Origin of the sequence: Halomonas sp. I5-271120, assembly GCF_030553075.1 — a bacterium.
In the GTDB taxonomy this organism is placed as follows: Bacteria; Pseudomonadota; Gammaproteobacteria; order Pseudomonadales; family Halomonadaceae; genus Onishia; species Onishia taeanensis_A.
In genome coordinates, this window is record NZ_CP130701.1 from 1,469,310 (window position 1) to 1,496,053 (window position 26,744).

Genomic DNA, 26,744 nt, shown 5'->3' on the forward strand with positions numbered 1-26,744 from the left:
GCTCAGGAGACCGTCAGGGGCAACGGCCTCATCGTCCGACGACTGGTGTGCTTTTATGGCGGCGGGCGCTGCCGGCGGCTCGTAAAAAAGCGGGACGAAACCCGGAGAACCGGTTTCATCCCGCTTGTTGTCATTCGCTCTACATGCCTGCTGGGGCGATTCGCTACAAGCGAGGTGCGATCCGCTACAAGCGTGGCAACATCGCCCGGCCAAAAAATTTGATCAATGTTACCGGAATCACCGCCCGACGGCTAGCCCTTTGGTCCAATGGACGCCGTGCACCGGGCAGGTTCGCGTTACTTGAGCTCGAGCACATCCTGCATATCATAGCGGCCGGCCTCACGACCAGACACCCAGCGCGCCGCGCGCACCGCGCCCTTGGCGAAAGTCATGCGGCTCGAGGCCTTGTGGGTAATCTCGATGCGCTCGCCTTCGGTGGCAAACATCACCGTATGCTCACCGACGATGTCGCCGGCGCGCACAGTGGCGAAGCCAATCTCCTTGTCGGTACGCGGACCGCAGTGGCCGACCCGCTCAAACACGCCGTACTCCTTGAGGGGCCGCTCCAGCGCATCGGCCATCACCTCGCCCATCTTCAGCGCCGTGCCGGAGGGCGCATCGACCTTGTGGCGGTGGTGGGCCTCGATCACTTCGATATCGTAGCCCTCATCGCCCAGCGCCTTGGCGGCGGTCTCCAGCAGCTTGAGAGTCAGGTTGACGCCGACGCTCATGTTGGGGGCAAAGACCATCGGCACCCGATCACGATAGCCGTCGAGCTCGGCGATCTCATCATCGGAAAGCCCGGTGGTGCCGATCACGATCGCCTTGCCGTGCTGGGCGCACAGCGCCAGATTATCCAGCGTCACCCGAGGCGCGGTGAAGTCAATCAGCACATCGACGTCATCGAGCACAGCGGTAAGGTCGTCGCTGGCCACCACGCCGAGCTTGCCAAGGCCCGCAAGCTCGCCAAGATCGGCACCCGCGAGCGAGCTACCCGACTCGACGATGCCCGCGGCCAGGATGGCCTCCGGATCCTGCGTGACGGCGTTGATCAGGGTGCGGCCCATGCGGCCGGCGGCACCGACGATAGCAATGCGGGGAGCGTGAGAGGACATACAGTCTCCAAGCGGTTGGCGAAACTTGCGGGACAAGTCGCGGAACATCACGAGGCAAGTCGTGTAAGTGAAACGTCGTGCAAAAAGTCGCGGGAGTATAGCAACTGCCGACGCGGCGCGTCTGTCATGCGCGCGCCCCGCGACTGGCCTAAGCTCGGAGGGTCACCCCACCGGACGCCACCATGTCTCGCCCCCCGTTGCCATACTGGCCTGTCTCGGGCCTTCACTCAGCCCCTCGAGCATGCGCTCGCCCGGTGACCCGATGCCTGCTGCGCATTGCCGTCTGGCTGCTGCCCGTCATGATCGCCCTCGCCCTCGTGCCCCTGAGCTGTGCAGGCGGCGTCAGCCCGACCCAGCTGGCCCCGCCAACCGGCGTGTCACGCCAGGGCATCGAGGAGTGCGGCACCCTCAAACTGCCCTCCGAATGGCAATCTGAGGAGCAGGGTGGCGCGTCTTTGAACGGCACGTCTCTTAACGGCACGGCGCTGGGCGGCCTCTCGGCGCTGGGCTGGGACAGCGACGCCCAGCTGCTCTACCTGTTATCCGATCGTGGCCAGCTGTACCAGGCGCGCCTCGACTTCACGGCCGACAAGCTCAGCGGTTTCACCCTGCTTGCCTCCCTGCCCCTCAAGGATGCCGATGGTCAGCCGCTCGAAGACGACGCGGCGGATGCCGAATCGCTGATCATCGAAGGCGGCGCCAACGGGATTGATGGCGACGCCACCCTGCTGGTCGGCTTCGAGCGCGAACACCGCCTACAACGCTTCACTCCCGACGGCCAGCCAGTGGGGCAGCCCATGCGGCCAGCGGGCTTCGAGGGCGCCGACTTCAATGCTGGCGCCGAGGCCCTCGCCGTCGACCGTCGCGAGGGCCTGATCGTCGGCCTGGAAGGCCCGCCTGCCGACATGCCTGCGGGCACCACACGCCTGTTCGCCCCCGCAAGCGGTCGACAGTGGCGCTACCCCTTGGCGCCGGAAGCCGGTAGCGGCCTGACGGCGCTGGAAGGGAACGGCGACACCCTGCTGGCTCTGGAGCGCGCCTTCGCGCCACCGGCGCCGCTGGTGATCAGCCTGCGCCGGGTGCGCCTGACCGACAGCGGGGTGGCCGAGGTCGAGACCGTCGCTCGCCTCTCCAGCGGCGAGGGCTGGCGGCTCGATAACTTCGAAGGCCTGACACGGCTCGACAATGGCCGCTTCCTGATGGTCAGCGACGACAACTTCATCATGCTGCAGACGACGTTGCTCAGTTGCTTCTCGCTGCCCACCGACTGAGGACATCCTCACGCCACAGCCATACCATCGCCGCCAGTACCAGTACGCTACCGGGCAGCCACTCCCAGCCAAGCCGGTCGGGTGTCTGAAGAAACAGCAGTAGCATCGACACGAAGGGCACCAGGTAGCCGTAGGCGGTGACGGCAGCGGGGGTGAGCACCGCGGTCGCCCGCTGCTGCAGCCAGAAGGTCACGGCGCTGGAGAAGAGCCCCAGGTAGATCACCACCAGGGCATCCCTGAGGCGCATCGTGGATAGCGCCGCGACGGGCTCGACCACAAGGCCCAGGGCGCCGACCAAGCCCCCACCCAGCGCCAGGCTCCAGAAGGTGCGCACCGCCGCCGAGGTCGACAGCCACCCCCGGGCAAGCCCCCATTTCGAGAGCACCGGATAGAGCGCACTGGCCATGCAACCGAGCAGAAACACCGCTTCGCCGCGCCCAAAGACGACACCGAGGCTGGCACTGTCCTGACTTCCGGCCTCGACAAACGCCAGCAACAGCGCACCGGCGGCGCCCAGGGCAAGGATCAGTGGAAGCCGCCAGCCGCGGCGCTCAAGCCCTGCCGCGAGGCCAAACAGGAAGGCCAACAGCGGCACACTGACGAACAGCGTGGCCATCGACAGCGCCGTCGCATGATTCGCCGCCCAGAACATGGCCGTAAAGAATCCCGCGAGACACAGCCCCATCAGCCCATAAAGCAGCCAGGCGGCGCCGTCGGGCCAGCGATCCGGCGCTCGCCTGGCCAGCCCCCAGAGTGCCAGCGCCGCTACCGTAAAGCGCAGGGCGGTCAGCAACATCGGCGGCAGGTCGGCGCCGATCAGCCCCACCGCGGGAAACGACAGGCCTACCAGCAGCGCCCACAACAGCAGGCCGAGATGGGCCTTGAGGATCACGGAGTGCGCCTGCTCAGTTTTCCCAGACCATCTTCAGCGGCTCATCGCCGGCCATGCGCTCCAGGTGGCTCGCCACCACGCCCTCGAGCGTATCGAGACTCTCGACATCCAGCGCCTCGACGGCCACTCGCAGGTGCGTGGCATCGGCTTCCATCAGGCAGGTGCCGGCGTCGAAATGGACACGGCCATGGCCCTCTTCGTGCTCGACTTGGAACTTGTGCGCCCAGTGCTTGCACAGGCGATTGATCAGCTTGGCCCCGGACTCGGTGGGAATTTCGGTACGTGAAATGGGCATGACGGTATCCTCGAGGGTAAAAGGCGGGAGGGGTCGGTTCTTCCAACAGACTATCTACGAACCCCGGGCTTGCGCCAGGGTGAAAGCCTGATAATGAAAAGGCCCCCGCCATTCGAGATGACGAGGGCCTTTTCCATCACAGCCGGCTTCGAGAGGCCTTACGGCTTCATGTCCTCGAAGAACCTTTTCACGCCGTCGAAGAAGCTGGTCTTCTTCGGCGAGTGATGGTTGTTGCTGCCTTCCAGGCTGTCCTGGAACTGGCGCAGCAGGTCTTTCTGGTCGTCGCTGAGCTTGACCGGGGTCTCCAGCACGACCTTGCACAGCAGGTCGCCAGCGGGGCCGCCGCGCACCGGCTTGACGCCCTTGCCACGCATGCGGAACAGCTTGCCGGTCTGGGTCTCGGCGGGAATCTTCAGCTTGACCCGGCCGTTCAGGGTCGGCACTTCGAGCTCACCGCCAAGGGCGGCATCGACGAAGTTGATCGGCACTTCGCACAGCAGATCACGACCGTCGCGGCGGAAGATCTTGTGCGGCTTGATCGCCACCTGTACGTAGAGATCGCCGGGCGGACCACCGTTGATGCCGGCCTCGCCCTCGGCGTTGAGGCGAATGCGATCGCCGGTATCGACGCCTGCGGGAATCTTCACCGACAGGGTGCGGGTCTCGCGCACGCGACCTTCGCCATGACACTCGTGGCAGGGCACCTTGATCTGCTGGCCGCTGCCATGACAGGTCGGACAGGTCTGCTGCACGGCGAAGAAGCCCTGCTGCATGCGCACCTGGCCGTGACCGGCACAGGTCGGGCAGGTTTCCTTGGTGGAACCGGGCTCGGCACCGCCACCGTCACAGCGACCGCATTCGACATGGCGCGGCACGCGGATATCCACCGAGGTACCGGCCACCGCATCCTCGAGGTCGAGCTCAAGGTTGTAGCGCAGGTCGGAACCACGCTGCGGGGCGTTCGGGTGGCGTCGACCACCGCCGCCGCCGAAGATGTCGCCGAACACGTCGCCGAAGATGTCGCTGAAGCCGCCGGCACCGGCGCCGCCGCCGAAGCCACCGCCGGCCTGGCCATCGACACCGGCATGGCCGAACTGGTCGTAGGCCGCGCGCTTATCGGCGTCGCTCAGAACCTCGTAGGCCTCGGAGACCTCCTGGAACTTCTGCTGCGCGCCTTCGTCATCCGGATTACGGTCCGGGTGAAACTTCTGGGCGAGGCGTCGGTAGGCCTTCTTGACCTCTTTCTGGTCGGCCCCGCGCTCGACGCCCAGAACTTCATAGTAATCACGTTTGGACATGGGTCTGTCCGCCTCCGTAGCGACAGTGCGGAAACACCAACGCGGGAGTCAGGCTCCCGCGCTGGCGTCATCCGTCATTCAGATGTCGTGGTTTACTGCTTTTTCTGGTCGTCGTTGACTTCTTCGTACTCGGCGTCGACCACGTCATCTTCCTGCTTGGCACCCGCCTCGGCGCCGGCCTCGGCCTGCTCGCCTTCGGCCTGTTCGGCGTACATCTTCTGCGCCAGCGCACCGGAGGCTTCGGTCAGGGCATCCAGTTTGGCCTGGATGGCTTCCTGATCGTCGCCCTTGGAGGCTTCTTCCAGCTCGGCGATGGCCGTTTCGATCTTCTGCTTCTCATCGTCGGTCGCCTTGTCGCCGGCTTCCTCGATGGTCTTCTTGGCGGCGTGAACCATGCCGTCGGCTTGGTTACGCAGCTGGACCAGCTCCTCGAACTTCTTGTCCTCGTCGGCGTGGGCCTCGGCGTCCTGGACCATCTGCTCGACTTCTTCCTCGGACAGGCCACTGGAGGCCTTGATCACGATCGACTGCTCTTTGCCGGTGGCCTTGTCCTTGGCGGACACGTTCAGGATGCCGTTGGCGTCGAGGTCGAAGGCGACTTCGATCTGCGGCACGCCGCGCGGTGCCGGCGGAATGTCGCTGAGGTCGAAACGACCCAGGGACTTGTTGCCGCTGGACTGCTTGCGCTCGCCCTGCTGGACGTGAATGGTCACGGCCGTCTGGTTGTCATCCGCGGTCGAGAAGGTCTGGGTCTTCTTGGTCGGGATGGTCGAGTTCTTCTCGATCAGCGGCGTCATCACGCCGCCGAGGGTCTCGATGCCCAGCGTCAGCGGGGTCACGTCGAGCAGCAGCACGTCCTTGACGTCACCGCCCAGCACGCCGCCTTGGATAGCAGCACCCACGGCCACGGCTTCGTCCGGGTTGACGTCCTTGCGGGCGTCCTTGCCGAAGAACTCGGCGACCTGCTTCTGCACCATCGGCATGCGGGTCTGACCGCCCACCAGGATCACGTCGTCGATCTCGGAAGAGGAAAGGCCGGCATCGGACAGGGCGGTCTTGCAGGGGCCCATGGAGCGCTTGACCAGATCCTCGACCAGCGACTCGAGCTTGGCACGGGTCACCTTGACGTTGAGGTGCTTGGGACCGGTGTTGTCAGCGGTGATGTAGGGCAGATTGACGTCGGTCTGCTGGGCGCTGGACAGCTCGATCTTGGCTTTCTCGGCGGCTTCCTTGAGGCGCTGCATGGCCAGGTTGTCGCCGGACAGGTCGATGCCGCTATCGGACTTGAACTGATCGACAAGGTAGTTGATCAGTTGCATGTCGAAGTCTTCGCCGCCCAGGAAGGTATCGCCGTTGGTGGCGAGCACTTCGAACTGGGTTTCGCCGTCGACGTCGGCCACTTCGATGATGGAGATATCGAAGGTGCCGCCACCCAGGTCATAGACCGCGATGGTCTTGTCGCCGCGCGCCTTGTCCATGCCGTAGGCCAGAGCAGCTGCGGTCGGCTCGTTGATGATGCGCTTGACCTCGAGGCCGGCGATGCGACCCGCGTCCTTGGTAGCCTGACGCTGAGAGTCGTTGAAGTAGGCCGGCACGGTGATCACCGCTTCGGTCACTTCTTCGCCCAGGTAGTCCTCGGCGGTTTTCTTCATCTTCTTCAGGACTTCGGCGCTGACCTGCGGCGGTGCCAGCTTCTTGTCCTTCACCTGCACCCAGGCGTCGCCATTGTCGGCTTCGGTGATGGTGTAGGGCACCATCTTGATGTCCTTCTGGACGACATCGTCCTTGAAGCGACGACCGATCAGGCGCTTGATGGCGTACAGGGTGTTCTGCGGATTGGTGACGGCCTGGCGCTTGGCCGCCTGACCTACCAGCGTCTCGCCATCATCGGTGTAGGCGATGATGGACGGCGTGGTGCGGCCACCTTCAGCGTTCTCGATGACTTTGGCGCTGTCGCCGTCGAGAACGGCGACACAGGAGTTGGTTGTCCCCAGGTCAATACCGATGATGCGTCCCATAGGAAATCCTCGAAAAGTCGTTGCTTTGATTCGTTACTCGCGACAAATGCCGCGGGGTTGTCGTCTATGTGGGGGCCGCTGAGATCATTTCAAGCCCTATTTTTGACGACCTATCCTGTTTTACTGACGTAGATGTTGCTGACGTCTTTATTTCTGCCTTGGCTAGGCGGGCGCACCCCAAGCAGGGGGCGCCTGCCCGCGATCAGCTGGCAGCTTGGCTGACCACGACCATCGCCGGGCGAACCAGGCGACCATTGAGCAGGTAGCCCTTCTGCATCACCTCGATGACCGAGTTGGGCTCGACATCGGGCGACGGCACCATGGTCAACGCCTCATGGAACTGCGGGTCGAACGGCTCGCCCTGCGGGTCAACGACCTCAACCCCAAACTTGCCCAGCACGTCCTGTTGCAGCTTGAGGGTCATCGCCACGCCCTCGCGGTGCGACTCGCTGGCGCCGTCTTCCATGGCTTCCTGGGCCTTCTCGAGGCTGTCGATGACCGGCAGCAGTTCCTTGACGAACTTTTCCAGCGCGAACTTGCGCGCCTTGTCGACATCCTGCTCGGCACGGCGACGCACGTTCTGCGCTTCGGCCGCGGCGCGCAGCTGCTGATCCTTGGCCTCTTTCAGGCTCTCTTCGAGCTCTTCGACCTTCGCGGCCAGCACGTCGGCCTCGGCGTTGTCGACGGCTTCGCTCTCGGGCTCGATGGCCTCGACGGTGTCATGAATTTCTTCCTCGAGCGTGCTGTGCTCGGCCTCGTCTTGCTGTGATGGCGTCTGAGGTTCTTTGGCCATGAAGCATCTCCTGACGTCGAAAGGCGGCCCAAGGCCGCCCTGGCAGCTGAATGGGTCAACTGTATGGGTGAACTCACGCCTATATGGGGATGGTCACGGCGAACTCAAGGCATGACGAGGCAGCGTTTGCGCTGGCAATTGAAGGGGGGCATAGACTACTGTATAAACGCACAGACCACGACGCGAGACGGCGGGACATTACCCATCACGTGCGGGAGACAGCCATGCTGGTGCAGCTTGCCATTCAGGACTTTGCCATTGTCGAGCGACTCGACCTGGAGCTTCAGGGCGGCATGACCGCCATCACCGGCGAAACCGGCGCCGGCAAATCGATTCTGCTCGGCGCCCTGGGGCTTTGCCTCGGCGAGCGCGCCGATGCCGGCAGCGTGCGCCACGGCGCCGAACGCGCCGACCTCAGCGCCCGCTTCGATATCGCTGACCTGCCGGCTGCCCGCGACTGGCTGGATGCCCGTGAATTGCCCGCCGACGACTGCCTGCTGCGCCGGGTCATCACCAAGGGTGGCCGCTCCAAGGCATGGATCAACGGCCAGCCAGCGACCATCGCCGATCTCAAGGCGCTCGGCGAGCATCTGATCGAGATTCACGGCCAGCATGCCCATCAGGCGCTTTTGAACGAGGATACGCACCTGCGCCTGCTCGACGATTTTGCCGGCCATCGCCCCGCCGTGACCCAACTGGCCGAGACGTTCCGGGCCTGGCAGTCGAGCCGCAGGCAGCTTAAGCGCCTCGCCGAGGACGGCGACGAGATCCAGGCCCGTCGCCAGCTGCTGCGCTATCAGGTCGAAGAACTCGACCAGCTGGCGCTGGCCGAGGGCGAGCTCGCCGAGCTCGAGGAAGAGCAGGAACGCCTCGCCCATGCCGAAGAACACCTGCGCGAGAGCCAGTTCGCCAGCGAGTGCTGCGAAAGTGACGAAGGCGGGGCTCTGACCCTGCTCAACCAGGCCATGAGCCACCTTTCCCCTCTGCCCGGCAGCGAAAAAGGCGCCCTGGCCGAGGCACTCGGCATGCTCGACAGCGCGCGCATTCAGATTGAAGAAGCCGCCCGGGAGCTGGCACGCTTCGCCGACGCCACCGAGCTCGACCCGGAGCGCCTGTCTCAGGTCGACCATCGCCTTGGCGAAGTGCACCGCATTGCCCGCAAGCATCATGTGATGCCCGAGGAAATGACCGCCCTGCATCAGCGGCTGCGCGAAGAGCTCGAGGGTCTGGATGGCGGCGAGCACGATATCGAAGCGCTCAGCGCCGAAGTCGAGACCCTGCGCGAGCAGTGGCGAAAACAGGCCAAGGACGTCAGCGAGGCACGCCGCAAGGCAGCCAAGCGCTTCGGCAAGGAAGTGCAGGGCCAACTGGCTTTCCTGGCCATGGGCAAGGCGCGCTTCGAGGTAGCTCTCGAGGAGCGCACCAGCCCGGCACCGGATGGCCTCGATCGCGTGCAGTTCTTGATCAGCGCCAACCCGGGGCAGCCGGCACGAGCGCTGACCAAGGTCGCCTCCGGCGGCGAGCTGTCGCGCATTAGCCTCGCCATCCAGGTGGTAGCCGCCAGCCACTCGACGATTCCCACTCTGGTGTTCGATGAGGTCGACGTCGGCATCTCCGGTGCCACCGCCGAAATCGTCGGTCAGCTACTCAAGCGGCTCGGCACCAGCGGCCAGGTAATGACAGTGACCCACCTGCCCCAGGTAGCCGCCCAGGCGCACCAGCACCTGCATATCGAGAAACAGGCCAAACGCGACAGCACCCAGACCCGCATGGCGCTGCTCGACGAAGGGGGCCGCATCAGCGAATTGGCCCGCATGCTGGGCGGCGTCAACCTGTCCGAGCGCACCCTGGCGCACGCCCGAGAAATGCTCGACGCCAGCCAGCGCCCGCACCACTAGCGCCAGCACCTCTCTCGCAAGGACAACACGTGCAATAGCTTATTGCCCTTACTCGTTGCCATACAAAGCAGCCAGACGCGACAACGCCGACCCTGAAGGGTCGGCGTTGTCGTGAAATACGTCGCGTGCAGGCTCAGGCGCAGCGAGCACTGCTCATCGCAGACTTACCAAGAACTGCCTACTAGGCCTTGTTCTTAGGATTTCTTGGAATTAGGACTTTCCTGGCGCGTGGCCCTGGAGCCCTTGGGCCTCACATAGAGCACCAGCGCATGGTCAACGAGCTCATAGCCATGCTCGTCGACGATTTCCTGCTGGCGACGCTCGATCTGTTCATCATAGAACTCGATGATTTCGCCGCTCTCAAGGCACACCATATGGTCATGGTGTTCATCGTGAGACAGCTCGAAGACCGCGTGACCGCCGTCGAAGTTGTGGCGCACCACCAAGCCCGCGGACTCGAACTGAGTCAGTACGCGATAGACGGTGGCAAGCCCTACATCTTCGCCTGCTTCCAGCAACGCCTTATAGACGTCTTCTGCGCTCAGGTGATGTTGATCGGGGGCATTCTCGAGGATCTGCAGTATCTTGACGCGCGGCAGTGTGACCTTGAGGCCCGCCTTGCGCAGTTCATGGTTCTGGTCGGCCATGGTTGCTCTTCGCAGTAACGTGTAGGGTCGGGTATGATCGACCGAATCCACGATAGTGAAGAACAGGCGCAAATGCAAAAGTTGATAAAAATGGTCACCCTTTCGCTGACCCTGACGCTAGTCACCGGGTGCAGCTATCTGGGCGTTTACAAGCGCGATCTGGTTCAGGGCAACCTGGTGACTCAGGAAGCCGTCAGCCAACTTCAGCCCGGCATGAGCCGTAGCCAGGTCAAGGAGATCATGGGCAGTCCGCTGCTCGAGGCGCCCTTCGATGACGACGAATGGGATTACCTGTTCCGCCTCGACAAGGCCTACGGCGGTGTAGATAAGCGCCGCGTGACCCTGAGCTTCGAGAACAACCGGCTGGCCGACATGAGCATGAGCGGCGATTTCGACGAGGCGCTGGACTTCACCGCTCAGCCGGGCATGGGCCCCGACAACATGCCCGAGACCGATTCGGCGCCGCTGCGCCCGGGCAACGCGCCCACGGTGGGCACGCCGATCGAATAACGCTGCGGGAAGGATGAGCGAATAGCGTTCGTTACAGGCAGGTCATGCTCTAGCGGGATTTAGCCGCCTTGGCCGCGCGTGCTGCACGCGCGGCCTTAGGGTCGATCTTCAGCGGCCGATAGACTTCGACCCGATCCCCCTCGCGCAGGGCCTGGCTCTCGGGGTCACGCAGTGCCTTGCCGAAGATCCCCAGGTTCGCCTCCAGAAACTCCGCCGCCGGCACATCGGGAAAGTAGCGCCCAAGCTCCGCCATCGACACCGCCTGGCGAGCCGTGGTGCCGAACGGCACGTCCATCTCGACGATCTTCTGGCGTGCCGGCAGCGCATAGGCCACCTCGACCCGAATCGCCTTGGCCTCAGTAGCGTCCATCGCCGCCATAGAGGTCGTTGGCGCGGCGCGAAAAGGAATCGACCAACTGACCGGCCACCTGCTGGAAGAGCTTGCCAAAAGCCATGCCCATCAGGCGGTTGGCGAACTCGAACTCCATCTCCAAGCTGACCTTGCAGGCCTGTTCACCCATCGGCGTGAACAGCCAGCGTCCGCGCAGGCGACGGAACGGGCCCTGCACCAGCGACAGCTCGATGCGCTCCGGGCTGTAGAGGTCATTGCGAGTGGTGAAGCTCTGCTCGACGCCGGCCTTGGCAAGCGTCAACTCACCAACAAGGTGCTCCGTATCGGACTCGATCAGACGGGCCCGTCGACAACCCGGCAGGAACTCCGGGTAGCGTTCGAAATCATTGACCAGGTCGAACATCGCCTGGGGGGAATGCCGCACCAGGGCGGACCGATTGACCGTTGGCATCTACCTCTCCGCTGACTTTACAGGGGCTTGGGCGTATCATGAGCGGTTAATTCGTCAGGCCTTGAATGGTATCACGCTTCCCCCCACCTACCATCCAACGCAGTGAAGCGAACACCGAGGCATATCGAGACAGAGGTTCCATGGCCAATAAAAAAGGCAAGGGCAAGGGCCCGAGCAGCAACGTCATCGCCCAGAACAAGAAGGCGCGATTCGAGTATCACATCGATGAGACCTTCGAGGCCGGTCTGGCCCTGTCCGGCTGGGAAGTAAAAAGTCTGCGCGCGGGCAAGGCTCAGCTCACCGACACCTATATCCTGATCAAGAACAGCGAGGCCTGGCTGCTGGGCAGTCACATCACGCCGCTCAATACCATCAGCACACACGAGCTGGCCGATCCGACGCGGACCCGCAAGCTGCTGCTGCATCGCAAGGAGATCGCCAAGATCTTCTCGCGCACCCAGGACAAGGGACACACCTGCGTGCCTCTCAAGCTGTACTGGAAGCAGAACCTGATCAAGTGCGAGCTGGCGCTGGTGACGGGCAAGAAGCAGCATGACAAGCGAGCCACCGAGAAGGAGCGCGACTGGAATCGGCAGAAGGCACGTATCATGCGCGACGCCAAGTAAGGCGGCCTTCTTTTTGCGCTCGCAACACCTTGAACTGGCGTAAAGATGGCCCCACCTGTTAAACTAAAGACGTTCCACGGGGGCGACATGGCTTCGACGCCGATGACAACCTCCTAGGTGCATGCCGAGAGCGTGATGTATCTCGTAAATCCAACATCACGACTAAATAGTCGCAAACGACGACAACTACGCTCAGGGCGCACTGGCAGCTTAAATAGCTGTTAGTTGTTAGCCTGGCCCAGAAGTTACGTGCCCATTCGTGACGGACGGGATAAGAGCCAAAGATAATGGGATCGCGGTTGGTAGCGTCTTCCTGCCAAACGTTAAACCTTAGAAGAATCGCGGTACTGGATCCTGCCCGTCGGAGCCAGGCCCGTTAAATCAAAAGACGGACCTAAGCATGTAGAGCCGAAGAGTGCGTGTCGGCGGACGCGGGTTCAATTCCCGCCGCCTCCACCAACAACAGGTTTCCGGACCTTCCAAGAAGCACCAGAAACCGCATGAACAGGGGCCTACGGGCCCCTTTCTTGTGTCTAGACGTTTCATAGCATTCCTTGACATGCCCCCATCGAAGGGGGCATATCTGGGGGCACAACGCAAAAGCCGATACCCTAATGCCCCCAAACCCGCCAGAAACCGCGCCAGCAGGCGCCTGGCCGGCTGACAGCCCGCCCCTACCCTTGGGGGCATCTGGCACTCACGAAAGGGGGCATAAGGCGATCACCGCCCTGAGGTGCCCCCTATGAGCCGCCAGACCAATAAGCTGTCCGCTACTGCCGTAAAGATGGTCAAGCCGAGAGACAAGGCATTCAAGATGGCCGATGGCGGCGGCCTGTATCTGGAGGTATCCCCCAGCGGGAGCAAATACTGGCGGATGAAGTACCGCCACGCCGGCAAGGAAAAGCGGCTGGCCATCGGCGTCTATCCTGACACTTCACTAGTGGCTGCCCGTGAGGCACGCGACGAGGCCAAGCGCCAGCTTTCCCAGGGAATTGACCCCAGCACCGCCAAGCGCATCGCTCGCCAGCAAGGCGAGCAGGCCGCCGCCAACACCTTCATGGCCGTGGCCGTCGAGTGGCTGGAGAAGGTTCACCAGCACGACGTAGTGCCGGCCCACTACCAGCGCAACAAGCGCCGCCTTGAGAGAGATGCTTTCCCGATCATCGGCAAGCGCCCCATCTCCGAGATCACCCCACCCGAACTACTCGGCTGCCTGCGCCGTATCGAAGAGCGAGGTCACATCGAGACCGCCCATCGATTGAAGACGCTTTGTGGCCAGGTCTTCCGCTATGGCATCTCCACTGGGCGCGTCGAGCGTGACCCAACGCCTGACCTACGCGGCGCCCTCAGACCCAGCAAGACCAGACACTATGCAGCTTTGACCGACCCCAAGGGGGTGGCCGAGCTACTGCGTGCCATCGACGGCTACGGCGGCCAACCCACCACTATCGCTGCCCTGAAGCTAGCGCCCCTGGTCTTCACCCGCCCCGGCGAGTTGCGCCAGGCCAAGTGGGCCGATGTGGATCTTAAAGCTGCCACCTGGACCTTTGAGGCCAGCAAGACCGGACAACCTCTCATCGTTCCCCTGCCCCGCCAGGCGGTGACAATCCTACGCGAACTGCATGAGCTGACAGGGCGTAACGAGTTCGTTTTCCCCGGCATCCGCAGCAGTAAGCGCCCGATGAGTAACGCCACGATCAAGGCGGCACTCGACCGCATGGGCTTCAAGGGCGAGATGACAGCGCATGGCTTTAGGGCAATGGCCCGCACAATCCTCGCTGAGCGCCTGAATTACCCAGAGCACTACATCGAGCAACAACTGGCGCACGCAGTGAAAGACAGCAACGGTCGCGCCTACAACCGGACCTCACACCTGGAGCAGCGCCAGGAGATGCTGCAAAGCTGGGCCGACTACCTAGACGCCCTTCGTATAGACAAGACAGCTAGATAAGCGCGGACCTGGCAGGTCCGATCTAGGAAAGTCTGCACTCTCATTCTAACTACCCTCGAACGACTCCCCTAGTGAGTTACGGGGCTTCAGTCTGGCCTACTGATCGCCCATAGGGCCCTGCTGCTGATGAGAGACTGCCCGTAGTGGCGTCTTCCCCCTCTGCCTGACAGGACATAGGGGCCTCCCCTCCTGAGTACTGATCCTCCGTAGTGTCCGCCTCATGCCGAGCTGCCCGGCAATAGGTGCCACAGCCGATGTCACCCACAGCATGGATTCGAAAACACCAAATTTTTTTCTCCTCCCGACCGCAAATATCCCGTGCCGCGCCCCTGTATTAGAGATAAGAGGGGAAAACCACATTGGCCCTCTGATTCTCGACACACGACAAGGAGGCCGACATGGCAGCTCATACGAAGAGAAGCACCACCCGCAACAACGCCATCATCCGCGCGACAAAATTGAATTGCCGCAAGGTCGGGGCCAGCGCAGCTCATACATGGAGGACGATGCCGGTACCGCACGCCGACGAAACTCGGACGCATCTAAATTACGACTGGCGGCCAGTGTCTAGCCCAAAAGCCCTACGCGCCGCGATCCACGAGCGTCTGCAGTTGGCTGACAACGTGTCCACCGACTCGGTACTGACCATCGAGTACGTGATCACCGGTCCTCACGAGGCATTCGCCGAGCAGGGTGGACCAGTGAGGTGGAAAGCCTACTTCCACGACGCTCTAGGCTTCCTCGAAGCCCGTCACGGCGCTGACAACATCGTCGGGGCGAACGTCCAACTGGACGAAAAAACCCCGCACCTAGTCGTCTACGCCGTACCGCTGGTGCACTACCCGGCAACCACGCGCACGCGCAACGTCATTCAGGGAAAGCAGAACGGCGAGTGGGTGCGCGGGTCGCAAACCTTCGACGTGCCGGCCCGTACGGCACTAAGCGCATCGTATTTCATGGGCCGCCGTGACCAGCTGCGCGAGCTGCAGACGATGTTCGCCAATGAAGTGGCCATCCCACATGGCCTGCGCCGAGGGCTGCACCATTCCGCGGCTACCCACGTCACGACGAAGCAGTATCACCAGGCGTTGACCCGCGGCCTGGCCGAGCAACTGAGCCTGTCGCCCGACGATCTAGCCAGGCAGGGGCTGTTGTGGAGCCGAGAGAGTCCCGAAGAGCACGCCGCCCGAGTGAGCGACTTTGTAGTCGAGCACTACGCGCCCACGGTGGCCAGAGCAGCAACGGCCGACCTCGATCGCCGCCGCGCGGACGAAATGGAGGAGGCAGCCCGGCGGACGGAAAACGCCCTGGAGGAAGAGCGGAAATCCCACCGGCAGACTCGCGAGCGCCTGACCGGCCTGGTAGGCGGCTTATCCGAGGAGCAAGTCACCAAGATCAGGGGGTTCGCCCAGAAGTGCCGCGAGAAACGCCGTGAGGCCGAAAAAAACAGCAAGCGCGAAGAAGCCCAGCGCCATGCAGCGGAGCACGCGGAACGTCAGCGCCGCGAAGACGAACGGGCCGCCCAGCTGCGTCGACTGACCCCGGAAGCCCTGGCCCGGCTAGAGAACGACAAGCGCGTGGCAGCGTGGCGACTGGCTGTGAAGCGCGATGACCTTGAGGCGACGCTGGACACCTGGGCAGCTAGCGGTCTGTTCGAGGTAAACGGCACCCTGACACCGAAGGGTCGTGACCTCATCAAGAAAGACACCCAAACGGACACATCATCCAACCCCTGGACTGGGCAACCGGCGAATCCACTGCTCAGACGCTAAGTAGCCCCTTATGAATTGAAGAGCCATGAAAGACGGCTAACTCCCCACTATTAGTATAGTAAGGACGCACTTTATGAAAAACTTGATTCGTCGAGCCGAGGTCCTACACCGCTGTGCCATCAGCAATTCAACTCTTTATCGGCTGATTGACGCCGGACAGTTTCCAGCTCCAGTTCAGGTGAGCTCCCGGAACGTAGCGTGGGTGGAACACGAAATTGACGAGTGGATTGCCCACCGTATCTGTGAGCGTCCCAGCAGTTTAGGAGGTAGTGATGCCTGAGCTGCGTACTATCGAGGCCGCGCTGGCCGAGGCATTGGCCCAGTACGGCGTGACACTAGTGCCCAAGGCGTCCGGGCGCTTCGAGCGATTCGACACCCCGGACAAGCCCAAGGGCCATGCCAACGGCTGGTATCGCATCCACTCGCCCGAGGCAGCGTCCTTTGGCATCTGGCACATGGATCTGACCGAAACCGTCACCCTGGACGGCCCCCACGATCCCGAGGCGGCAGCGGCGGCCCGACTGGAGGCCATGCGGGCACGAGACCGGCGCGATCGGGAACGTCGGCAGCGGGAAGCCGAGGCTCAGACACGGGCGGCCCGCTGGTGGGCGCAGTCTCGTCCCGCTGACTCTGCTTTTCCCTACCTGACGGCCAAGTGCCTGCCGCCCTACAACCTGCGCCAGCGCGGTGACATGCTGCTGATGCCGCTGTTCTGCGACGGTGAGCTGGTCAACCTGGAACGCATCTTTCCCGATGGCAGTAAGCGGCCCCTGCCGGGCGGTCGCACCCGGGGCGTGTTCAGCCTGATCGGTCATCTGGCTGGTGCTGGGCATGTGCTGGTGGTCGAGGGCTGGTCAACGGCTGCCGCCTTGCATGAGGCCATGGGTTGCCCGGTCGTGGTCGCCCGCAACGCCGACAACCTGGCCCCGGTCGCCCGGCACCTGCGTCAGCGACTGCCCGAGGAAGTGGCCATCGCCATCGGCGGTGACGATGACCGCCACCTGCCGGCCCAGGGGCTGCCCAACAAGGGCCGCGTCGCGGCTCGCCATGCTGCCCTGGCCATCGGCGCCCGCCTGCTGATGCCGTCGTTCTGCGACGGCTGCGATGCGTGTACCGACTTTGCCGACGTTCGCCAGTGCCGGGGAGGAGGTGCCCACCATGACGACTGACTACACCGATACCCTCGACCTGTTCGGCGGCTCGACAGCGCCAGAAGCGGAGAGAGGCCCCGGACACCTGCAAAATGAGGTGTCCACCATGTCCACGGTGTCCAAGGCCAACAACCACGGAGGCTCCAGCGCGGACACCATGCGGACATCTGGCGTGGTCGCATGTCCACTCGCCCATGAGGAAAGCCCCGAGAAAGGCGAGCCGGAGGCAGTAAGGGAGCCGAAGCGCCCGAGCTTTGCCACGTATCTGACCCGCACGCAGTACGGCCCACCGGGACTGTATTACCACGGACAGCACCAGCCCAAGGGCGATAATGACCCCGAGCCGTTCGACGAGTGGGTATGCAGTCCCATCGAGTGCCTGGCCGCCACCCATGATGAGCGCGGAGACAATCACGGTCTGCTGTTGTGGTTCACCCCTCCCTATGGCGCCCGGCGGGAGTGGGCCATGCCCCAACGGCTGCTGAAGGGTAATGGCGAGGAACTGCGCGGCGAGCTGCTGGACATGGGCGTGAGGATCAACCCGGACGCCCATCGGCGCCTGAATAAGTGGCTCGCCCAGGCGACGCCCGAGGCCCGCGTCATCGCCGCCACCCGCGTCGGATGGCACCAACTGGAGGAAGGCCGTGTGTTCGTCATGCCGCGCCGAAGCATCGCCACCGGGGCGCTGGGCAGTCGCATCACCTTCCAGAGCGAGCACGCCGGGCAAGGCGACTATGCCACCGCCGGCAGCCTGGAGAGCTGGCGCCAGCACGTGGGCACCCTATGCAGCGGCAACCCGCTGCTGGTGCTGGCGGTGTCCGCTGCCCTGGCCGGGCCACTGCTATACCTGACGCATAGGCAGACCGCCGGCATTCATCTGGTGGGCGATTCCTCGAACGGCAAGACCACCGCCCTGGAGGTAGCCGCCAGCAGTTGGGGGAGCCCTGAGTTCAAGCGCACCTGGCGGGCCACCGGCAACGGCCTGGAAGGCATCGCCGCCGCCCTGAGCGACACAGCGCTGGTATTGGACGAGATCGGCGAGGCCGATGGCCGGGAGGTCGGCGCCACCGTCTACGCCTTGGGCAACGGCACCGGCAAGGCCCGAGCCACTCGCACCGGCAGCGCCCGGCGTCCCCACCGCTGGCGCATCGCGGTACTGAGCAGCGGCGAGCATACCCTGGCCGCCCACATGAGCGAGGCCGGCAAGCGGCCCAAGGCCGGGCAAATGGTCCGCCTGCTAGACATTCCCGCCACGCGCCAGCATGGCGCCTTCGATGACCTGCATCACCTGGCGGATGGCCGCGCCTTCGCGGATCACCTGAAAACGGAAGTGACGCACCACTATGGCCACCTTGGCCCCGCCTTCATCGAGCGGTTGGTGGTCGAGGAGCGCGATCTGGCCGGAGAGGTAGACCGCTTCGCTCAACTCGACGGCTTCACCACGCCCCACCCGCTGCAAGGGCGAGCCGCCAAGGTGCTGGCGCTGATCGGCCTGGCCGGCGAGCTGGCCACCGAGTATGGACTGGTCGGATGGAAGCAGGGCGAGGCCATGGCCGCCGCTGTGGAGGCATTCCGAACGTGGTCCGCCGGGCAAGGCGGCGTGCGCACGGAGCACGAACAGATATTGGCCAACGTGGGCGACTTCATCGAGCGTCATGGCGATGCCCGGTTCAGCAGCATAGATGCCGATCCCGCGCATACCCCCGCCGTCTACAACCGCGCCGGCTGGTGGCGCGAAGACGCCCAAGGGCGTGCCTACCTGTTCACGACCGGAGGACTGACAGAGGCGCTGGGCGGCTTTGACCTGAAGCGCGGCCTGGATGCTCTGGAAGCCGCCGGCTGGATCGCCGAGCGAGAGGCCAATGCGCGTTCGGTTCGCGTTCAACTCAGCGGGCGTCGTGGTCGCTTCTACGCTGTCCGGCCCACCGATGGTGAGGAGGCAGCGGTATGAGCCTGGATGACGCTTACCGCGCTTTTTCCGGTGGCCAGTGGACACCCCCCGGACACCGAATGTCCATCCCATGTCCAGCCTGCAACCCGCATGGTTGAGCCATGTGGACATGGTGGACACCGTGGACATCACGAAATGAAGGAAGGCCGGTTAGATGCCCCGACAAACTAGGTCGAGACGCTGCTGGCTGCCCTGAGCGATGCCGGGCGCGACTTTGGCCTCGAGCTGGCGGCACAAGTCCGGGCGCGGCTGATGCCGCTGGGCTGGCGAGTGCGTGCCGAGCTGGTGGCAGTGATAGACGACGCCTTAGAGATGGCGCCGGACCTGACGAGCGCCCGCCGGCAAGTGCGCCGGCTGCCGTCCAGCCACAAGGCCCTGGAAGCCGCCAAGGCGGTATGGCCGGCATACCCTGACCGGCGGCACCGGCCACCAATGTCGAGCCGCTGGCGCCGTGGCTGGCGCATATCGCCCGCCATTGGAGCTGGTGCCGGATGACTGCCGGTATCTGATGCAGCACCTGTCAGGGCTACCGGCTGCCGAGGCCATGCGCCTGGCCCATCGGTATGTCGAGGCATGGATGAACGTTGCTAGTGCCGAGCCCGCCCCGCATCGCCAGGCGAACGCCGGCAGACACGCCGCCAACCGCCTGATTCGGGAGGGCCACCCATGAGCACCGATGACGTAACCCGAGAAGCTGCCCGCCTGCTGGCCAGCCTGCATAGCATGAGGGCCAACACCATGCCCGAAGCCGAGCATGTGCTGGCCATCCTGGAGCATGAGCCCGACCAAGACGCCCTGATGGGCTCCGCGGCGGTGCTGAAGGAGATCGACTTCCGGATGCCTGGTGGCACGCTGGCTGGTTTCGTCCGGGTCCGCCTGAAGACCCTGCCGGCATGGTGAATGCCCTGCAGGACGACACGACACCGATAGCACCTGACCTGGAGAAATCCCTGATAACCAAATTATCGCCAACGGGGCCACCATGGCCCCGTCATTAAGGCGCGGTCAGCGACGGCTCACTTCTGGATATCCAAGGTAGGCAACCCCCGAACGATCCGCATGGTTTCCAGGCTGACGGTGACGATGCGCTGGAAAAGTTTGAGCGGGTAGGCAGGGTCGCCCATAGTTTCGACGGCGTAATCATTGGCATCGTTGACGATACCGCTGTTCTTGTCTTCCTTGACGCGCTGACGTTCCATCACCCATTCCAGCGCTGGTTTACCATTGACGACGTAATCATAAGCTTCAAGCGGCACACCCTTCAGGGTGATCAGGTCGTTGTATTTGACGACTGTCTTGTCCTTTTCCTTGCCCTTCTTGCCGAACCTCCAGGGTTTATTCACACGCAGCTCATATGGCGTCAGCTCGGCAAGATCACGCCCGCCGGAAACCTCGAACTCTAGCTCATAGGGTGTCACGGCTTCGAAATCGACATGTTGGTCAGCGAGTTCACGTCCAGCATTGGAGAAGTGGCGGAATGCCTCATAGGTACTGACACATGGGATGCGTGGCAACTGCACCGACAGGTTGTTCTGGTAACGCTCACGGTACTCCGGTGAATGCAGCAAGCCATAGATGTAGTAGAAGACATCTTCCTTGCTGATGGCCTGGCCTGGATAGGCATTCTGGAAATGCGCCAGCCCTTCATCGGTGATGCCATCCTGAGCGGTAAAGCCGGCAGGCGAATTATCCTCATCACCGAAGAGGTCGTCACGATGCTGCTTGGCAGGCTCATAGAGCTTTAGAGGAAATGATTGGCAACCAGCAGCCATCATATTGAGGTCGGGTATAGCAGAGAACATTAGGGCAGAAAATTCTCTACTGCCTGCTCCAGTGATAGAAATCACCCGATTGCTAGCCTCCGGCGTCGGGAAGAGCTTTGGCATTTGGTAAGTACGGGTGTTGAAGAAGTTGCTGAAGTAAAGGTATGAGCTGGTGAACGGGCGATAAACGCTTTTGACGATAGCGCCATCTTCAAAACTTCCGTAGCGACCACGCTCAACGCCGACCTTTTGGGCATGATCCCAACTTATCTGGGTGGGGTCGGTATCTATAAAGTCGTTGACCTTGAGGCCAGCGTTTTTCCCGCCAGCTTCCGCGTAGCGACCTACCTCGCTGTTATAGAAGTCGATCATGCGCCGCATATTATCTTCGGCTCTGACCGGGGAGGCGTTGTAGCACCAGGCATCGCGCCCTGTCATGACTCCACGAGAGTAGTTCCTGAAGAGCTGTGTTTCGTCCTTGTTCTTCTTATCCCCCATCAGGATAAAATCACTGAAGCTGTCATCGCGCGGATTCAGCCAGTCGCCGTATTCGTTCGACTCAATGGTCGTCCAGCCATGGAGCTCTTCGATGCCCTTGATGCTACGCAGATTGCTGATGGTCTTGAGCTTGTCTTCACGGCTCAGGTAATCACCAATGTCGTGGAAGTGGATCTTGCCACAATCACTGGACTGCGGATTCTTGACGAATAGCGTGATGGCGATGGGCGCGCGGCTGCCCGAGCCGAAAATCTTGCCCCCTTCCTTGCGCGACTGTTCGCCGCTGGTTCGCTGATTGCCCCGCAAGTGGAAGATATAAAGGCTGCTGAATTCTTCGGCCAGGCACTGACGCAGGCCATCCATGGCGTTGCCGTCCAGCCAGCCTGCGTTGGTTACATAAGCCATGACACCGCCATCCTTGCCGAGGCGGTCGCTCCCCCAGCGGATGGCACGGATATAGCTGTCATACAGTGAGTTCTTATTGGTAGCGTTGGAGCGTATCGCATAGGATTCACGAATTGACCGGTCAAGCCGCGGGTAACCGATATTGGCGTTATTATCGTTGGCGCTGTCCTGGCCGGACGAATAAGGCGGGTTGCCCATGATGACGCGGATATCCAGCGCCTTCTGGCGCTTGCGGCGTTCCGAGTTGTCTTCCAGCAGCCCGGCGATCTGGTCGTCACTTTCGTACATCTGGAAGGTATCGGTCAGGCAGATGCCTTCGAAAGGCTCATATTCACCGCTATTCAACTCGTGATATACGGCTTCGATATTGATGGCGGCGATGTAATAGGCCAACAGGACGATTTCATTGGCATGAATCTCATGGCGGTATTTGTGCGCCAGCTCGTTGGAGCGTATCAGCCCTGATTGCATCAGTCGGGTGATGAAAGTGCCCGTGCCGGTGAAGGGGTCGATGATATGCACGCCCTGATTGCCCAGGGTCTGGCCGAATTCCTGCTGGAGTACGTCATTCACCGAATGGAGCATAAAATCCACTACAGCGGGCGGCGTGTAGACGATCCCTAGGCGTTCGGTCAGGCGTGGGAAGGCCCCCCGGAAGAACTTATCGTAAAGCTCGCTAATCAGGCGCTGCTTTCCTTCTGATGACTGCACACCTTGAGCTCGCCGGTGGACACTCTCATAGAACTTGGTCAGGGAATCAGATTCCTTGGCCAGGTTATGCTCGTCCAGGGCATCGAGCACCTTCTGGATTCCCTGCGATACAGGATTATTACGTGTGAATTCGTGGCCCTCGAACAGGGCCTCGAAAACCGGGCGGGTAATGAGATGCTGAGCCAGCATTTCTACTGCCTCGGTTTCCGTGATGGCCTCGTTCAAGTCGTCGCGAAGCTCGCTCAGAAAGGCATTGAATGCCTGGCGAGCCACGCCGTGATCATCGGCCAGTGTAGTTTCGATACGAGTAATATGGCGGCGGGCAATATCGGCGATATCCCCTGCCCAGTCTTCCCAGTAGTCTCGTGTGCCGCATTTCTTGACGATGCGGGCGATGATGGCCTTGCTGACTTCTTCATTGAACTGAAGGCCAACCTGCTCGCGAATCTGATCCGCTGCATCATTATCCGGCTGTGGGTCGGTGCCGCCATGCCCACCGATATCGGTACGCTCCGATGTGCCAGTGGAACGTGTTGGAAGGCTATCGCTGACCTGAGTGATGGCATCCAATTCCTGATTGACGCCGATAATCTCCAGGTTATCGGAAACATCTTCGCCCAGGCCGGCGCGGTTGATGGTTGCATCCATACGTTCATCATGGGCACGCAGGGCATTGAGAATCTGCCAGACGATCTTGTAGCGCTCGTTATCGTTAAGCGCCTCTTCCGGCGTCAGGCCGCTCGGCACCCCAATAGGCAGAATGACATATCCCATCTGCTTGTCGGGAGCTCGGCGCATGACGCGCCCCACGGACTGCACCACGTCAATCGTAGAACGCCGCGGGTGCAGGAACATGATGGCGTCGAGTGCCGGCACATCCACGCCTTCGGACAGACAACGGGCATTGCTCAGGATGCGGCACTCGTTGCTTTCGCTGTCACCCTTGAGCCAGTCCAGCAACTGATTACGCGAGCGTGCATCATAAGTTCCATCGACGTGCTGCACCTCGCAGCTCAGCGGCAGGGGGTCGTCACCGAAGCTGTGCTGGTGATACTCCTCGATTACAGGTGTGAACTGCTCGGCCATCAACTGGGATGACTTGATATCGCGACAGAAGGCCAAGGCACGTCGCATGGGGTTCTGATCCCGCAGGCCAGCTCCTTCCTTCAACAGGGCCTTATAGCAGCCCACCATCCGTGAGGCATCGTCCAGGCGAAGCTCGTTATCTTCCGATAGCAGGCTCTGTACACCGCTGCTGACCAGGTTTTCATCCATAGCCAGTACGATGACGCGATAGTCCGTGAGGAGGTTGTTTTCAACCGCCCAGGCAAATCCCCGATGGAACAGCACCTTTCCAAACAGGGACTCGTCATCCATATCGCAGAGTGCTGCGCCATGCTCGTCGGCCTTGCTACGCGCCTGTTCGCCGAAAATACGAGGAGTGGCGGTCATATAGAGGCGTTTTCGACCTGCCACATGAGCATTGTCGTGAATCCGAACGAAGTTGGAGTCATCTTCACCTGCCAACGTCACACCGGTCGTGCGGTGTGCTTCATCACAGATGATCAGGTCGAACTCAGGCAGCCCGTACCCCTGAGCATCACTGACCGCCTGTATGGATTGGTAGGTCGCGAATACGACCGTCATGGCATCCGGCGATGCGGACGAGGCTTCACGCGCCAGTGTCTCGGCATGGGTCGTCGCTGGGAAAGTCAGATCATGCTGTTGGAGGTCGGCCACGTCGTCCGAGCGTTTACGCTTGCCTACATGGGCATCCGAACAGACAGCAAAGGAGCGCAGTTCAACTTCGGCATCCTGGCTCCATTCCGTCACCGTCTGAGACATCAGCGCTAGCGAGGGCACCATGAATAGCACCCGCTTGCCTTGACCGGCCAGGTGTTCGGCAATACGCAGACTGGTAAAAGTTTTACCGGTGCCGCAGGCCATGATCAGTTTGCCCCGATCCGCCGTGGCCAACCCTCTTCCCACTTCCTCCAGCGCTTCCTGCTGATCGGGGCGCAGCGTCTTGCGGGAACGCAGCGTCACTTTTCCGGATTGAGCGAACAGCGACCAGTCGATACGACTTTCCTGAAGGTCGCGCAGGCCGATGCGGCGGGTGGGGATGTACTGATCGGCGTCACTGAGTAAAGCCTCGACATTCTTCCCAGGTGCCATATCGGTGGTGTCGATAATCAAGCGCTCAACGAAGGGGGCACGGCCCGAGACGCTGATGAAGGAGTCGATATCCCCGCGTTGCAGGCGGTGGGAGCGGCTATAGAACTTGCACTGGATCGCGCAATAGTGGTCCTCGTTACCTCGGATGCGTGCCACCAAATCGATGCCAGTGTCCTGAAACGATGCCCCACTACCGACATGCTCGACCCAATCGGCATAGGTCCATACCTGGTCATACTGCTGACGCTGCACGTCATCGTGCTCTATCCAGGCCTGTACCAGCTCCTCAAAGTAGGTTCCGAGTTCACGAGGGGTACGGGCATGCTGGCGGTAGCGCTCCAGCAGGTCATGTAGGTCTGCACTCATAGCGATATTCTTTCCGGCCGGGGAATAAGGTGTGGGCCAAGGCTACCAAAGCAGGGCAGCACAGGCAGTAACTGGAAGATTCTTATCTCACTTCCTCCTAGCGATAGGTCCGCTGCTAACCGAGGAGCTAGGTTGTGGCCGATAAGGCGCTTCCCTATGATGCTCTATTGCCAAGGCAAATGAACCGGACGATTGGGCGATCAAAGTTTCGGATACATGCATCATGTCGAGCAACGGCTAGCGCTGCTGGGAAGCCAAGTAGGGAAAAGTAGGAATTGGCGAGGAGTCAGAAACGAGGGCAGAAACGTCCCCAAGGGGGCATATTTGGGGGCACAGGACCATCAATTAATATAAATAAATTTTTAAAATCAATATATTATATGCTTTTTTAGTTGGACGCCGCCTCCACCAACACTAGAGAAAAGCCACCCGACCGGGTGGCTTTTTTCGTTTCCGACGGCACTCAGTGCAACTGCGTGTCGGCGCGCTCCTGTCACCTCTGCATACCCCCTCCTAGCGGCTCTCTCAACATCAGAAAAAGCCGCTCAATCGGCAACCGGCACCATCACTGCCGCTTTTGCATATGGACTGGGGCTTGCTCTAGGCCGCTGGCAGTGGAACCATCACGCTTTGATTTACTCTCACTGCGTCTAGACCATGCCGAGGAGGCTCGATGTTTGCCTTGATGCGCCACCTGTCATTGGCCGCCCTGCTGGCCACAACCACCCTGACGCCGGCACTTGCGCAGGAAACCACCGATCAGCCGGTCTTCGGCTGGGTTGAAAAGGCATTTGTCGAACCCTGGGGGGTCGAGGTAAAGGCCAAGCTCGATAGCGGCGCGCTGACCTCGTCGCTGGATGCCCGCGACATCGAACGCTTCGAGAAGGACGGTGAAGACTGGGTGCGCTTTCGCCTCGAACTCGAAGATGAAGAAACAGGCGAGCTCTTTGAAAAGACCCTCGAACGGCCGGTTAATCGCAATCTCTTGCTGCGCGGCGCCGGCGGCACCTCGCGCCGCCCCACCGTCATCATGACGATCTGCCTTGGCGATACGCGCTATGAGGAAGACTTCAGCCTGCGTAATCGCAGCAAGATGAATTACCCAGTGCTGCTTGGTCGTCGCACCATCAGCCACCTGGGTGTGCTGGATGTCGACAAGACCTTCCTCAGCGATCCTGGCTGCGACGCGGACTCCAAGACAGTGCCCTACGCCGACGAGAAGTAGCGAGCCGGCAGGCAAAAAAAACCACCCGCATGCGGGTGGTAGAAGGTACAGCTGAAGGTACTGCTTGCTTGCCAAAAACTGCTTGTCGGAAACGACTGGGAAAGATGTCTCTCTTGGGCGATCTTGACTGAGAGGCCCTAGCGCCGGACGCCAAGCGGGCCGACAATTCAACTGGCCAGGAGTGCCTCTCGACGCATCTCGCTGGCCTGAGCCATGCGCCATTCCAGGTCATCTGCCCGGCATTTGACGCTATGGCAGCGTGCACAGGTCACCACTTGCCGATCTTCCTCGCGCGTGGGAATTCGAAAGTGCTGGGCACCGCACAGCGAACATTCCAGCTCCAGACGAACGTCCAACATACCGCTTTCCTCCTGATGACGTGATGCGTCGCGCGCCTCCTGCGTCTGCGACTTCTGGTATTATATAGTGCACGATCGATTGCACGATGTACAATCTCTGTATAACAAGGGGTTTATCATGAGATGATACCCCTCAACTGGCGCCAATCTGGCGACTTTTATAGCGGAACTGCATGACCCAGGCATGACAGGCAACACCTTGTGACTCACCTCAGCGCATGCTGTGATGCCAAGCTAAGCGCCGTCGAGCG

General features: G+C 61.8%; 22 protein-coding genes and 1 other RNA gene. 12 read left to right on the plus strand and 11 right to left on the minus strand.

Annotated elements, in window-relative coordinates:
• Nucleotides 1-296 precede the first annotated feature (296 nt).
• Nucleotides 297-1,115 (minus strand): 4-hydroxy-tetrahydrodipicolinate reductase, encoded by an 819-nt coding sequence (gene dapB, locus Q2K57_RS06490; protein WP_112055923.1) that lies wholly within the window; start codon nucleotides 1,113-1,115, stop codon nucleotides 297-299.
• Between the two features lie 254 nt (nucleotides 1,116-1,369).
• On the opposite strand from dapB, the gene Q2K57_RS06495 reads away from it, so the two are divergent.
• Nucleotides 1,370-2,386 (plus strand): esterase-like activity of phytase family protein, encoded by a 1,017-nt coding sequence (locus Q2K57_RS06495; protein WP_181463110.1) that lies wholly within the window; start codon nucleotides 1,370-1,372, stop codon nucleotides 2,384-2,386.
• Here the strand turns inward: Q2K57_RS06495 and Q2K57_RS06500 are convergent.
• From Q2K57_RS06500 to grpE, 5 genes are all read right to left on the minus strand, one after another.
• Entirely contained in the window at nucleotides 2,358-3,278 is a 921-nt protein-coding gene (locus Q2K57_RS06500; RefSeq protein WP_258396587.1) for a DMT family transporter, read from the minus strand. The genes Q2K57_RS06495 and Q2K57_RS06500 overlap by 29 nt on opposite strands.
• Before the next feature lie 13 nt (nucleotides 3,279-3,291).
• The gene (locus Q2K57_RS06505; RefSeq protein ID WP_112055925.1) at nucleotides 3,292-3,573 is read right to left on the minus strand and encodes a DUF2218 domain-containing protein; all 282 of its coding nucleotides are present in this window, start codon (nucleotides 3,571-3,573) and stop codon (nucleotides 3,292-3,294) included.
• 158 nt (nucleotides 3,574-3,731) lie between these two features.
• Nucleotides 3,732-4,871, minus strand: a complete 1,140-nt coding sequence (gene dnaJ / locus Q2K57_RS06510; protein ID WP_112055926.1) for a molecular chaperone DnaJ — start codon at nucleotides 4,869-4,871, stop codon at nucleotides 3,732-3,734.
• Nucleotides 4,872-4,963: 92 nt separating this feature from the next.
• Nucleotides 4,964-6,889 (minus strand): molecular chaperone DnaK, encoded by a 1,926-nt coding sequence (gene dnaK, locus Q2K57_RS06515; protein WP_112055927.1) that lies wholly within the window; start codon nucleotides 6,887-6,889, stop codon nucleotides 4,964-4,966.
• Between the two features lie 202 nt (nucleotides 6,890-7,091).
• The gene (gene grpE / locus Q2K57_RS06520; protein ID WP_112055928.1) at nucleotides 7,092-7,682 is read right to left on the minus strand and encodes a nucleotide exchange factor GrpE; all 591 of its coding nucleotides are present in this window, start codon (nucleotides 7,680-7,682) and stop codon (nucleotides 7,092-7,094) included.
• A 224-nt stretch (nucleotides 7,683-7,906) separates the two neighbouring features.
• Here grpE and recN point away from each other — a divergent pair, with 224 nt between their 5' ends.
• Nucleotides 7,907-9,580, plus strand: a complete 1,674-nt coding sequence (gene recN / locus Q2K57_RS06525) for a DNA repair protein RecN (RefSeq protein WP_304526386.1) — start codon at nucleotides 7,907-7,909, stop codon at nucleotides 9,578-9,580.
• Nucleotides 9,581-9,774: 194 nt separating this feature from the next.
• On the opposite strand, the gene fur is transcribed toward recN, so the two are convergent.
• Complete coding sequence (gene fur / locus Q2K57_RS06530) at nucleotides 9,775-10,227, minus strand: ferric iron uptake transcriptional regulator (protein WP_112055930.1); 453 nt, start codon at nucleotides 10,225-10,227, stop codon at nucleotides 9,775-9,777.
• 72 nt (nucleotides 10,228-10,299) lie between these two features.
• Between fur and Q2K57_RS06535 the strand changes: the two genes are divergently transcribed.
• On the plus strand, nucleotides 10,300-10,737 hold the full coding sequence (locus Q2K57_RS06535; RefSeq protein WP_220086288.1) for an outer membrane protein assembly factor BamE: 438 nt from the start codon (nucleotides 10,300-10,302) through the stop codon (nucleotides 10,735-10,737).
• 49 nt (nucleotides 10,738-10,786) lie between these two features.
• Here the strand turns inward: Q2K57_RS06535 and Q2K57_RS06540 are convergent, their stop codons facing one another.
• Both Q2K57_RS06540 and Q2K57_RS06545 read right to left on the minus strand, forming a co-directional pair.
• Entirely contained in the window at nucleotides 10,787-11,107 is a 321-nt protein-coding gene (locus Q2K57_RS06540; protein ID WP_112055997.1) for an RnfH family protein, read from the minus strand.
• A complete protein-coding gene (locus tag Q2K57_RS06545) occupies nucleotides 11,094-11,540 on the minus strand; it encodes a type II toxin-antitoxin system RatA family toxin (RefSeq protein ID WP_112055932.1) in 447 nt (148 codons plus the stop codon). The genes Q2K57_RS06540 and Q2K57_RS06545 overlap by 14 nt, the downstream gene beginning before the upstream one ends.
• A gap of 140 nt (nucleotides 11,541-11,680) precedes the next feature.
• On the opposite strand from Q2K57_RS06545, the gene smpB reads away from it, so the two are divergent.
• The 8 genes from smpB (at nucleotide 11,681) to Q2K57_RS06585 (ending at nucleotide 19,891) form a co-directional block, all read left to right on the plus strand.
• The gene (gene smpB / locus Q2K57_RS06550; RefSeq protein WP_092526476.1) at nucleotides 11,681-12,166 is read left to right on the plus strand and encodes an SsrA-binding protein SmpB; all 486 of its coding nucleotides are present in this window, start codon (nucleotides 11,681-11,683) and stop codon (nucleotides 12,164-12,166) included.
• Between the two features lie 78 nt (nucleotides 12,167-12,244).
• Nucleotides 12,245-12,625, plus strand: a transfer-messenger RNA (tmRNA) gene (ssrA, locus tag Q2K57_RS06555).
• Nucleotides 12,626-12,908: 283 nt separating this feature from the next.
• A complete protein-coding gene (locus Q2K57_RS06560; RefSeq protein ID WP_304526387.1) occupies nucleotides 12,909-14,117 on the plus strand; it encodes an integrase arm-type DNA-binding domain-containing protein in 1,209 nt (402 codons plus the stop codon).
• 398 nt (nucleotides 14,118-14,515) lie between these two features.
• A complete protein-coding gene (gene mobV, locus Q2K57_RS06565; RefSeq protein WP_304526388.1) occupies nucleotides 14,516-15,889 on the plus strand; it encodes a MobV family relaxase in 1,374 nt (457 codons plus the stop codon).
• 73 nt (nucleotides 15,890-15,962) lie between these two features.
• Complete coding sequence (locus Q2K57_RS06570) at nucleotides 15,963-16,169, plus strand: AlpA family transcriptional regulator (RefSeq protein WP_304526389.1); 207 nt, start codon at nucleotides 15,963-15,965, stop codon at nucleotides 16,167-16,169.
• Nucleotides 16,162-17,058, plus strand: a complete 897-nt coding sequence (locus Q2K57_RS06575; protein WP_304526390.1) for a toprim domain-containing protein — start codon at nucleotides 16,162-16,164, stop codon at nucleotides 17,056-17,058. Before Q2K57_RS06570 ends, Q2K57_RS06575 begins: the two co-directional genes overlap by 8 nt.
• Nucleotides 17,048-18,991: a DUF927 domain-containing protein gene (locus tag Q2K57_RS06580; RefSeq protein ID WP_304526391.1), complete on the plus strand. Its 1,944-nt coding sequence runs from the start codon at nucleotides 17,048-17,050 to the stop codon at nucleotides 18,989-18,991. The genes Q2K57_RS06575 and Q2K57_RS06580 overlap by 11 nt, the downstream gene beginning before the upstream one ends.
• Before the next feature lie 666 nt (nucleotides 18,992-19,657).
• Nucleotides 19,658-19,891, plus strand: coding sequence for a hypothetical protein (locus Q2K57_RS06585; protein WP_304526392.1), 234 nt, complete (start codon nucleotides 19,658-19,660; stop codon nucleotides 19,889-19,891).
• A 116-nt stretch (nucleotides 19,892-20,007) separates the two neighbouring features.
• Here Q2K57_RS06585 and Q2K57_RS06590 read toward each other — a convergent pair whose 3' ends face one another.
• Nucleotides 20,008-24,909: a type ISP restriction/modification enzyme gene (locus Q2K57_RS06590; protein ID WP_304526393.1), complete on the minus strand. Its 4,902-nt coding sequence runs from the start codon at nucleotides 24,907-24,909 to the stop codon at nucleotides 20,008-20,010.
• Nucleotides 24,910-25,582: 673 nt separating this feature from the next.
• Here Q2K57_RS06590 and Q2K57_RS06595 point away from each other — a divergent pair.
• Entirely contained in the window at nucleotides 25,583-26,134 is a 552-nt protein-coding gene (locus tag Q2K57_RS06595) for an ATP-dependent zinc protease (RefSeq protein ID WP_304526394.1), read from the plus strand.
• A gap of 167 nt (nucleotides 26,135-26,301) precedes the next feature.
• Here the strand turns inward: Q2K57_RS06595 and Q2K57_RS06600 are convergent, their stop codons facing one another.
• Nucleotides 26,302-26,493: a hypothetical protein gene (locus Q2K57_RS06600; protein ID WP_304526395.1), complete on the minus strand. Its 192-nt coding sequence runs from the start codon at nucleotides 26,491-26,493 to the stop codon at nucleotides 26,302-26,304.
• Nucleotides 26,494-26,744 lie beyond the last annotated feature (251 nt).